Raw genomic sequence first — 9460 nt, forward strand, 5'->3', positions numbered from 1 at the left:
AAATACAAATCCCCTAGTAGTATCACACTACTAGGGGATTTGTATTTTGCTAGACATATTGCGAAAAAGTTAACTTGATTTTTTTCTTTTATCTTTTACATTTCGATAAAACAAAGCAGCACTCAGCGGCATAACACCAAACCACTTATTCATAAATGGCTCTTTTTCAGCACGGCGTTGTTCTTTCTTTTGTTTACGATCTTCTTTTGGAGCATCCATATATGACACAAATTGCTGTGTCACAAAGCGAACATAATCATTAGTAGACATATTATCATCACCTCTACTTGATTAGTATGTCCACTTTTTTATCCATTAATCTTTTCTTTTAATTCATTCATAATTTGCTTTACAGACTTATTCGTCGTATCGATATGAATATGAGCCTCTTCATAATAAGCTCGGCGCGATTCAAATTTCATCACAAATGCCTCTATATCTTTCTTCTGAAATAGTGGACGCGTCGTATCTTCACGAAGCCTTTCTGCAATTACATGTGGATCACAATATAAATACACGACAGTTCCATTTTCCTTCATCCACTTTCGGTTTTCCTCTCGTTCAATGATTCCACCACCAGTTGTAATGATTACATTATGAACAGGTAATGAACGTAACATTTCACTTTCATATTCCCGAAAAGCCATTTCGCCTTCTGCGGCAAAAATATCACGAATTGCCTTCTCTTGCTTCTCTTCAATTTTTTGATCGGTATCTACAACATTCATATGAAGTTCTTTACTTAATGCTTTTCCAATTGTTGTTTTCCCAGCTCCCATATAACCGGTTATGTATATAGATTTCATGTTCGTTCCTCTCAATCATCCGTTATTATTTGTTATTATAACGAAAGATTACATTATTTAATAAAAAAACGTTTTGTTCTCATTATGCAATGATGAACAAAACGTCACATACACCCTTTTACTTATAAGTACCTCTTCTCACCCACTGCGTTGCAATCCATTTCTCACCTTTCGTTACAGGTGCCCCTCCGTGTAACGTAAGCTCATTTAGTGATTGATCTTGATAGAAATACTCAAAGTATACTGCCATTCCCTTTCTAGGGTTCACAGAAAGATTTAATTTCGGAAAGAACGTTTCTCCCCCTTCTTCTACATCATTTAAGTACATTACAAGCGTACTAATACGATTATTAGCAGCTGATCTACTATGTTCCGCAAAATAATCATAGTGCGCTTTATATTGTTGATCCACTTCATAATTTAAAATGTGTAATCCTTCTCCATGCGACGCAGGAACATTCATGATAGATGCAATTCGTTTTTCAATCTTCTCAGTAAGTTCATTATCGTCTAAAAATGCACCCTTACTCGTTCGAATATCATTTACATCACGTGATGAACCAACTTTTGAGCGTGCTAATTTATTTTTAGACAATTCGATTAATTCTTCGCATTCTTCATCACTTAATACATTTCCTAACACCACAATAAGGGGTTCTTCGAATTTTGAAATAATTTGTATTTCCCTATCTTCCGTCATAATTGCATTTCCTTTATGATCAAAAATAGTTTGTTCCTTATTTTCACCTATTTGATTGTTCTTTGTCATTTCCCTATTCTCCCTAAAAAAATATGTTTGGATAGCTTGAATATATCATATTCTTTCTACCTTTCTCTTTTTTGAGAAAATTTAAACTTTAAATTGTTTTATTTATCCATTTCCTAAAAAAACAGCCTATTCCAAAATGAGAAATCATAGTTTTTTATCCACATATTTTACATACTATCCTTCTATCCAATCGAATATTTTCTCATCCTTTTTTCTATACCGAAAGCTTACTTTATAGAAAACTTCTTGTTTTATTTTGCACTGCAATGAAACGAGAATAACGTCGTTTTCAAAAACATAATTCCCACTTGCTTCGCCCTTTTCATAATGAAAGAAAAAAGTATCTTCCTTTTCTTTTTGCTGTAAGTCTTTTTTTATATTTGTAATAGATCGATTTAGTAGTTCCTCCAGTACAAATTTTTGCTCTATTTCAGTATAAAAATTTTTATCTATAAGCACCATATTCGTTTCGTATACAAAGAACGAAGTTAATAATACTAGAAAAATGATTGTTCCTGGCATCGTAAATCCAGCTTGTTTTCTCATGTATTTATTTCCATTTCGCTATATCTTACAGCTACACCTTCATATATTTTTCCACTCCTATCTTTCACATTTATAAAAAGCAAATGAGGTGTTACTTCATACGAAACCATTTCAACATTTTGTAATATAACCTCTCTTCCGCGCATATTCACTTTTCTTACAAGATGATTATTCAATTTTTCATACGTCACTTCATCTCCAGTGCGAAGACGGAAGCGCAACATACTATCTTTATTCTCAGGAACTATTTTTTCTACAAATGATACTTCACGAAACTCTAACTGTACTTGTCCTAAAAATACATCCCATTCCCAATTATTTAATCCTTTCGACAGTTTGTTTTCTATTCCGATAAGATTTAAACGTGGCAAGAGCAAAAAGAACAGTGACAACAGAAAAAAACATACGATCATTTCTATTAATGTAAACCCAGCTTCTAATTTATTTTTTCTCCTGCATAAAAACATTGTTCCATCATTCTTCCTTTCACATCTCTCCACATAGCACAAACTTCATTTCCTCCCCAATATGTGTAATATACATTTCCGTCTATGACTTTTTCTTTCTGCTGCTTTGCCTCATTCTCATACATATATAAAGCCGCTTCTCTTTTTAATAATACAAATGCTTTATAACGAATTTGTATGTTTTTTCGTTCTTGCATAATCAATACTGTTTGCGGAAGTAGTAAAGATACCGCCATCATTAAGATGCTTAATGCTACAAGCATTTCAGCCATCACTGACCCTTTTTGACATTTCACGATACGTAAATCTCCCTCTGCCAAGCTGAAATACAATATCATATTTATAACTTCGATACGAAAGTAGAATCGTACCACCTCTATTAATATTTCCACTCGGATTATATGTCATCGGATTTGGAAAAGTATTCAAATCAATTTGTATATCACTATCATATTCTCTTTTAATGATAGAAAGATTCGTACTCGACTCTCCTATATAATACATATGTCTATCTTTATGCCAGCGTAATGTATAGTGTTTTTGACGGTTTATCGCTAATTGTTGCATATACAAAATATCATTTGAAAACTGTCTCAAAAATTGTTCGATTTTTTGTTTTTCATATAATGAATGTACGTTATAATACGTGACCATACTTAATATAGAGATTGCAAATAGAACGAGTAGCATTTCTAAAAGAGTAAAACCCTTTTGTTTCACAGTTTCCCACTTGTTACTGTGCCATCATTTGAAATATGAATAGATTCACCATTCGGACACTTATCAGCTGTAATATATTTTTCATCACTTAGCTCTTTTAGCGTAGGAATTTTATTATGTTGTAATTGGTATACTTGTATTTGGGCTTCTATAGATTTCACATAAGCTTTACATCCTTTTCCTTCGACAGATGACCGCTGCGTAACTACATTTGGAATAATTAATAGTAATAATACAGTTATGACGACCATAACTAATAACATTTCTAAAAGAGTAAACCCTTCCTCATTCTGCATGTAAATACCTCCTAAATAGAATTCATCATTTGAAACATTGGCATAATCATCGCTAAATACATAAGAACGACTATTCCTCCAATACACATAAATAAGATCGGTTGAATGATCACTAACATACGTTTAATTTTTTGCTCCATCTTTTCCATAATAAGATTGCTATAGTCACCTAATTCAATCGCCAAATTACCGTTTGCTTGTCCATGCGTAATAATATAAGAAAGTTCTTTCTCATAATATCCACTTTTAGCAATAATAGATTGTAACGATTCTCCTGCAATTAATTGGTGCTCAATTCGGCCCGCTTCATACTGAAAGAACGGATGATATTTTTGCCCCATCATTATTGTTAGAGCCTCAAGTACTGATAATCCGCCATGTAATAAACTGCTCAATTGAGTGGCGAAATAATGTGAATGCTTTAAAATAAGAAATGTTTTTACGAGGGGGATACGAAGCATAATTTTTACCTGCTTCATATGCGGGAGTTTCCGAAAGTAAAGCATATATAAACTACATCCAATCAAAACGATAAAAAGAGTGCTAAAAATAAGGTAAGGTAGTAGCTTAATTGTACTTAATATTTGTTTTGTAAATAACGGTGCTGTAGAACCAAACGAACTATATACCATATCAACCTGTGGTAATAAAATGCGGTTAAAAATCAAAATCATGATTATTAAAAAAAAAGCCAAAAACATAGGATACTGCATTATTTTCAACATATCTTTCCTATACTTAACCTTTTTATATAGAAGTGCGCTCCCTTGTTGCAATGCAAAAGAAAGATCACCATGTTGCTCAGCATAAAATAAATAGCTTAACATCTCCTGATGAAACTTTAATTGATGAAAAGAATCGTGTAGACTTTTTCCATCTTTTAATCCATCAATCATATGCTGCAATTGTACTTTCTTTTCTACAGGTAATTGAAACCGTAAAAATTCTAATGCCTGCAAAAGGGAGTATCCTTTTTCTAATAGTTTCCCTAATTGTTTCAGTAATACTACTTGATCACTTAAACTCCATATTTTCTTAAACATAAACATCCTCTTCTAAAAATCCTAAAGCATATCCTTTTCGTATCGAAGCTTCTAATGTTTCATGCTTGTATGTGACACATTCCCCATTTGCTTCTTTAATCGCTTGCTTTAACTCATATCCATATAACAACTCATAAATACTCGCTTGTCTTACTTGCCTCATTGATTTACATAAAGTTGAGCACTTTCTTTTGCAAAACGGACACTTTAATTCGACAAGTCGCTGTGCAGCTATAGCCAATAAAGATTGTTCAATCTCTTGCCTCGTTACGCCAAAATCCATGAACCTGAGTATCGCCCCTTTCGCATCATTCGTATGCAGTGTCGTCATTACTAAATGTCCAGTCAAACTTGCTCTTATTGCGATTTTCGCTGTTTCTTCATCACGGATTTCACCAACTAAAATAATATCTGGATCATGGCGTAAAATAGCCTTTAGTCCCGCCTCATATGTGATACCTGCTTTTTCATTTATTTGAATTTGTAATAAATCGTCATTTCTTTTTTCAACTGGATCTTCCAGTGTAACGATGCGGCGCGTTTTCTTTTTTCTAATTACCTCTAATAATGCATACATTGTTGTTGTCTTCCCAGAACCAGTCGGTCCAGTAAATACAAGTAACCCATGTGAATAACTTAAAAAAGAGAGTAATTTTTTTGCTGTACTTGGAAATAACGAAAGATGAGATAACGGCTGAATAGATGCTTGTAAATGGAGACGAATAACGAGACTTTCTTGATATACAGTTGGAAGCGTGGAAAGGCGTAAATACACTTCTTGTCCATCCATTTGTAAATACAGTGAACCATTTTGTGGCTTTCGCCTCTCTCCTATATCCATGGATGCTAAAAATTTAAAGTGTGAAACGAGTTTTTCTCCAAATTCCTTTTCAATACAATGTTTCATCATTAAATCTTTTCCTATACGTAGTTGAATTGCCACGTCCTTCTGCCTCGGCACGATATGTAAGTCCGACGCTTGTACCCTACACGCTTCTTTCAAAATCGTATTCGCAAAACTTTCAATTCCATTCATCATTTTTCCCTCCCCACTATGTATATAGCATGAAAGAATTCATAAGAAAAATCGGCATTTTTGTATTTTCACTAGGCAAAAAAGGAAAAATATGTTTGTGAAATTATGAACAATTTCCGAATTATTGTCTGAAATTACCTATACTCATGTTTATCTGTATTATAATGTTATTATCTTGGATAAAGTGATAAAGGTGGAGATCCTCATGGAACAAGCTTTAAAAATTACAGGTGTATTATCTGATCCAACTCGTTATTACATTTATAAATATATTTCTCAAAAACATAGCTACGTAACTGTACAAGAAATTGCAGATGAGTTTGACATTCATCCAAACGTAGCACGCTTACATTTATCTAAATTAGAAGATGTTCATATGCTTAAATCGGAAACAAAGAAAACTGGAAAAGGTGGAAGACCAAGCAGATTATATGTATTATCTGATGATGTTATCCAATTACAATTTCCATTCCGTGATTATCAATTGTTAGCAAGAATAGCATTTAATTCTTTACTTAGCCTTGGTGCTGCTGGTGAAAAAGCGCTATACGAAACAGGAAAACAATTCGGAGCAGAATTAATGCAACAACATATGCACCGTTTAAATGTGAGTGAAGAAGACTTAACAGTAGAACAAAAAGTTCAAATTGCAAAAGAAGCTTTCTCAACAGCTGGTTTATCACCAGCATTTGAATTAAGTGCAGATGGAACAAAAATTTTCTATGATGTACACAATTGTCCATTTAAGGAAGTTGCTGTTCATCATCCAACTGAAATTTGTAATATGCACGGAGATATGATGAAAGGGATTTTTGAAATCCTATTCCCTAACACGGAATTAACACGAAATGATAGTTTACTAGATGGCTGTAAATCTTGTAATTATAAATTAACAATTTAATTTTCCATATAAAAAGAAGCCAATTATAATTGGCTTCTTTTTATATGAACGAATATTTACAATAGTAAGAAAAATAAACTATAATGAAGTGAGGTTTACTTTTTTTAGAAAAGGAGGGAGATGGCATGGAGCGCATGTTTCGCGTTCTCGGCTTTTGGACTGGAATTTTCTCGGTTATGTTTTACGTAGGGGATATGCACTCGACCGCACTACTATTTTTAGGACAAACAGGATTCTTCGTACTTTTAAGTTATTTAAAATTAACAGAGCGTATGTATATATACGTATTCGGGGCATATTTAACTGTTTTCTTCATAGGATTTACATACTACACGACATTCTTACTTGTCCCTGGGGCTGGACATTAAAAGATGGCATTTTGCCATCTTTTTTTTAATCCTGCAATTTCCTAGTTGACTTATAGGTTTTATTGCCTTATATTCTATATAACAGATTGGAATTAGGGGGAATCAACATGAATACACTGCTTGTCGGAATTAACGTTGCAGTCATGCTCATCTTAGTTGGCGTATTATATTATATGCAACGTAAGCATGTATCTTTTAATAAACGTGTATTTACTGCTTTAGGAGTCGGAATTATCTTCGGTCTTATATTACAATTTATTTATGAGCCAACTTCTAAAGTAATTATTGAATCAAATACTTGGTTTGGCTTAATCGGTAGCGGTTATGTAAAATTACTTCAAATGATCGTTATGCCACTTATTTTAGTATCTATTATTTCAGCATTTACAAAATTACAATTAACGAAAAATCTTGGTAAAATTAGTGGTCTTATTATCGGAATTTTAATTCTTACTACTGGAATTGCTGCAGCTGTCGGTATCGCTGCAAGTGCAGGATTTGATGTATCAGCAACAGGCCTACAACAAGGTGATGCAGAATCTGCTCGTCTGAAGTTAGTTGAAGAAAGATTTACTTCTATTGAGAAAACAACAATTCCAGATAAATTATTAGAGCTGTTACCTACAAATCCGTTTCTTGATTTAACAGGCGCTCGTCCAACATCAACAATTTCTGTTGTAATATTTGCAGCATTTATCGGTATAGCCTTTATAGGTGTAAAACGAAAATATCCAGAACAAGCAGAGCTATTTAAGAAGATGCTTGATGCTGTATATGCAATCGTAATGCGTATGGTAACATTAATTTTACGCCTTACTCCATACGGCGTATTAGCTCTTATGGCAAAAACAGTTGCTGGTAGCGATATAAATGCTATTTTAAAACTTGGTAACTTCGTGTTAGCGTCTTACGTGGCACTTATCGTAATGTTCGTTATTCACTTATTATTAATTGCTCTATCTGGTTTAAATCCAATTCAATATTTGAAAAAGGTGTTCCCTGTATTAACATTCGCATTCACATCTCGCTCTAGTGCTGGTGCAATGCCATTAAATATTGAAGCACAAAAAGAAAAACTTGGTATTTCTGAAGGAATTGCAAACTTCGCAGCATCATTTGGAGTATCTATCGGACAAAACGGTTGCGCAGGTATTTATCCAGCAATGCTTGCAATGATGGTCGCTCCAACTGTTGGAATTGATCCATTACAACCACAATTTATTTTAACTTTAATCGCTGTCGTTGCTATTAGCTCATTCGGTGTTGCCGGTGTTGGTGGCGGTGCAACATTCGCAGCGTTAATCGTACTATCGACAATGAACTTACCAATCGGTATTGTCGCTCTAGTTATCTCAGTTGAACCATTAATCGATATGGGTCGTACAGCTCTTAACGTAAGTGGCTCTATGACAGCAGGTCTTATTTCAAGTAAATGGCTTGGTGAATTAGATCAAGATACGTACAATCAAGATGATACAAAAACTGGTGAAATTGCTTCATAATCAAAAAGGACGCTAACATTTTTGTTAGCGTCCTTTTTTAGTTCTTTCCATCTTCCTCTTTATCTTTTATACATAAGGCATAACATATTGTTTCAAACACTATGTAAAATCCCGTTCTTTATACTTCATTTCCATCTCCTTAAACATGGAAAAAGAGAATACAATAACATATCCTCTTTCCTCAAATATATTTCATTATCTCACAGCCCGTCCTTCTCACAAATAACCATTTTGTTCGCACCATTTATGAAATTGTCCTACGTCTACTCCAACTAACACGATATCCTTTAGCTCTACATCAATGATTTGTTCTCCAATTGCAATAGCAAATTGCAATTCTAATTTTGTCTCGTTTTTCTTTACAATTCCAATTCGGTTCCGATGCGGTCCATCTTTTATATATGCTTTTTGTCCTACAATATCAAAGTTCAAGATTTTCACCTCTTTTACTGCGCTCAAATTGGAAATACGATCTCCACCTCGGAAAATTTCCTTTCATTGCACTATTTCTCTATATATATGACGAAACAATAAAAGAGTCCTTCCTTCTTTACAATTATTTTTTCTTTGTTTCATTTTTGTGATTGAAACGTAAAGTTTATAATAAAATACACTTGGAAGCGCTTTCTATGTATTTTTTTATGTTATAATATATAAGTAGAACTTCGTAAAGAGGGTAAAAAAATGAATACAAAAATGATAAAAAAAGTAATTGAAGCATTAAAAGTATATGGCTTTCAGGGTGTATCATTCTGTGACAAAACAAAGCAATTTTTATTTCATAACGAAACCGACATTATGAGCGGCTATGCAGAAATAACATATAGTAGTCAATTTGAAAAATTCAATGTACAAATTCATCCAATTGAAACGCATCACCAAGCAGAATTACAAGAGATCGAAAGACATATACAAGCCTGTATAAGAAAAGTGGAATATTTAAACGCTCTTCTTAGCGGACAAACAAAACTAGATGACAAAATTATTATAATGTAAAAAAAGAACG

15 protein-coding genes are annotated in these 9460 nt (G+C 33.3%); 4 read left to right on the top strand and 11 right to left on the bottom strand.

Annotation, left to right across the window (positions count from 1 at the left end; translation table 11 throughout):
- Positions 1–69: 69 nt before the first annotated feature.
- The 10 genes from DN390_RS30055 to comGA form a co-directional block, all read right to left on the bottom strand.
- A complete protein-coding gene (locus tag DN390_RS30055; RefSeq protein ID WP_000106080.1) occupies positions 70–270 on the bottom strand; it encodes a YqzE family protein in 201 nt (66 codons plus the stop codon).
- A 38-nt stretch (positions 271–308) separates the two neighbouring features.
- Entirely contained in the window at positions 309–806 is a 498-nt protein-coding gene (gene aroK / locus DN390_RS30060; RefSeq protein WP_147809319.1) for a shikimate kinase AroK, read from the bottom strand.
- A 118-nt stretch (positions 807–924) separates the two neighbouring features.
- Positions 925–1575: a prolyl hydroxylase family protein gene (locus DN390_RS30065; RefSeq protein WP_147809320.1), complete on the bottom strand. Its 651-nt coding sequence runs from the start codon at positions 1573–1575 to the stop codon at positions 925–927.
- A gap of 174 nt (positions 1576–1749) precedes the next feature.
- Positions 1750–2121, bottom strand: coding sequence for a competence type IV pilus minor pilin ComGG (gene comGG / locus DN390_RS30070; protein WP_060632261.1), 372 nt, complete (start codon positions 2119–2121; stop codon positions 1750–1752).
- The gene (comGF, locus tag DN390_RS30075; RefSeq protein WP_097950571.1) at positions 2118–2588 is read right to left on the bottom strand and encodes a competence type IV pilus minor pilin ComGF; all 471 of its coding nucleotides are present in this window, start codon (positions 2586–2588) and stop codon (positions 2118–2120) included. The genes comGG and comGF overlap by 4 nt, the downstream gene beginning before the upstream one ends.
- Positions 2558–2860 (bottom strand): competence type IV pilus minor pilin ComGE, encoded by a 303-nt coding sequence (gene comGE, locus DN390_RS30080; protein WP_060632263.1) that lies wholly within the window; start codon positions 2858–2860, stop codon positions 2558–2560. The genes comGF and comGE overlap by 31 nt, the downstream gene beginning before the upstream one ends.
- Positions 2853–3308: a comG operon protein ComGD gene (gene comGD / locus DN390_RS30085; RefSeq protein WP_147809321.1), complete on the bottom strand. Its 456-nt coding sequence runs from the start codon at positions 3306–3308 to the stop codon at positions 2853–2855. Before comGD ends, comGE begins: the two co-directional genes overlap by 8 nt.
- Entirely contained in the window at positions 3305–3604 is a 300-nt protein-coding gene (gene comGC / locus DN390_RS30090; RefSeq protein ID WP_063222959.1) for a comG operon protein ComGC, read from the bottom strand. The genes comGD and comGC overlap by 4 nt, the downstream gene beginning before the upstream one ends.
- Before the next feature lie 11 nt (positions 3605–3615).
- Entirely contained in the window at positions 3616–4647 is a 1032-nt protein-coding gene (comGB, locus tag DN390_RS30095) for a competence type IV pilus assembly protein ComGB (RefSeq protein WP_147809322.1), read from the bottom strand.
- On the bottom strand, positions 4640–5683 hold the full coding sequence (gene comGA / locus DN390_RS30100) for a competence protein ComGA (protein ID WP_098608664.1): 1044 nt from the start codon (positions 5681–5683) through the stop codon (positions 4640–4642). Before comGA ends, comGB begins: the two co-directional genes overlap by 8 nt.
- A 205-nt stretch (positions 5684–5888) precedes the next feature.
- Here comGA and DN390_RS30105 point away from each other — a divergent pair, with 205 nt between their 5' ends.
- From DN390_RS30105 to DN390_RS30115, 3 genes are all read left to right on the top strand, one after another.
- Positions 5889–6584 (top strand): helix-turn-helix transcriptional regulator, encoded by a 696-nt coding sequence (locus tag DN390_RS30105; RefSeq protein WP_147809323.1) that lies wholly within the window; start codon positions 5889–5891, stop codon positions 6582–6584.
- Positions 6585–6709: 125 nt separating this feature from the next.
- Positions 6710–6952 (top strand): DUF2626 domain-containing protein, encoded by a 243-nt coding sequence (locus DN390_RS30110; protein ID WP_000440713.1) that lies wholly within the window; start codon positions 6710–6712, stop codon positions 6950–6952.
- A 107-nt stretch (positions 6953–7059) separates the two neighbouring features.
- Positions 7060–8454 (top strand): L-cystine transporter, encoded by a 1395-nt coding sequence (locus DN390_RS30115; protein WP_001094341.1) that lies wholly within the window; start codon positions 7060–7062, stop codon positions 8452–8454.
- A gap of 216 nt (positions 8455–8670) precedes the next feature.
- Here the strand turns inward: DN390_RS30115 and DN390_RS30120 are convergent, their stop codons facing one another.
- The gene (locus DN390_RS30120) at positions 8671–8886 is read right to left on the bottom strand and encodes a DUF3912 family protein (protein ID WP_147809324.1); all 216 of its coding nucleotides are present in this window, start codon (positions 8884–8886) and stop codon (positions 8671–8673) included.
- Between the two features lie 252 nt (positions 8887–9138).
- On the opposite strand from DN390_RS30120, the gene DN390_RS30125 reads away from it, so the two are divergent.
- Positions 9139–9450, top strand: coding sequence for a hypothetical protein (locus tag DN390_RS30125; protein ID WP_060632270.1), 312 nt, complete (start codon positions 9139–9141; stop codon positions 9448–9450).
- Positions 9451–9460 lie beyond the last annotated feature (10 nt).

The organism is Bacillus sp. SH7-1 (assembly GCF_008042405.1).
In the GTDB taxonomy this organism is placed as follows: Bacteria; Bacillota; Bacilli; order Bacillales; family Bacillaceae_G; genus Bacillus_A; species Bacillus_A thuringiensis_N.

Bases quoted from the DNA above. Each gene is read 5' to 3' on its own strand.
- DN390_RS30055 (WP_000106080.1), bottom strand. From the start codon at position 270: ATGTCTACTAATGATTATGTTCGCTTTGTGACACAGCAATTTGTGTCA.
- aroK (WP_147809319.1), bottom strand. From the start codon at position 806: ATGAAATCTATATACATAACCGGTTATATGGGAGCTGGGAAAACAACA.
- DN390_RS30065 (WP_147809320.1), bottom strand. From the start codon at position 1,575: ATGACAAAGAACAATCAAATAGGTGAAAATAAGGAACAAACTATTTTT.
- comGG (WP_060632261.1), bottom strand. From the start codon at position 2,121: ATGAGAAAACAAGCTGGATTTACGATGCCAGGAACAATCATTTTTCTA.
- comGF (WP_097950571.1), bottom strand. From the start codon at position 2,588: ATGTTTTTATGCAGGAGAAAAAATAAATTAGAAGCTGGGTTTACATTA.
- comGE (WP_060632263.1), bottom strand. From the start codon at position 2,860: ATGGCTGAAATGCTTGTAGCATTAAGCATCTTAATGATGGCGGTATCT.
- comGC (WP_063222959.1), bottom strand. From the start codon at position 3,604: ATGCAGAATGAGGAAGGGTTTACTCTTTTAGAAATGTTATTAGTTATG.
- comGB (WP_147809322.1), bottom strand. From the start codon at position 4,647: ATGTTTAAGAAAATATGGAGTTTAAGTGATCAAGTAGTATTACTGAAA.
- comGA (WP_098608664.1), bottom strand. From the start codon at position 5,683: ATGAATGGAATTGAAAGTTTTGCGAATACGATTTTGAAAGAAGCGTGT.
- DN390_RS30105 (WP_147809323.1), top strand. From the start codon at position 5,889: ATGGAACAAGCTTTAAAAATTACAGGTGTATTATCTGATCCAACTCGT.
- DN390_RS30110 (WP_000440713.1), top strand. From the start codon at position 6,710: ATGGAGCGCATGTTTCGCGTTCTCGGCTTTTGGACTGGAATTTTCTCG.
- DN390_RS30115 (WP_001094341.1), top strand. From the start codon at position 7,060: ATGAATACACTGCTTGTCGGAATTAACGTTGCAGTCATGCTCATCTTA.
- DN390_RS30125 (WP_060632270.1), top strand. From the start codon at position 9,139: ATGAATACAAAAATGATAAAAAAAGTAATTGAAGCATTAAAAGTATAT.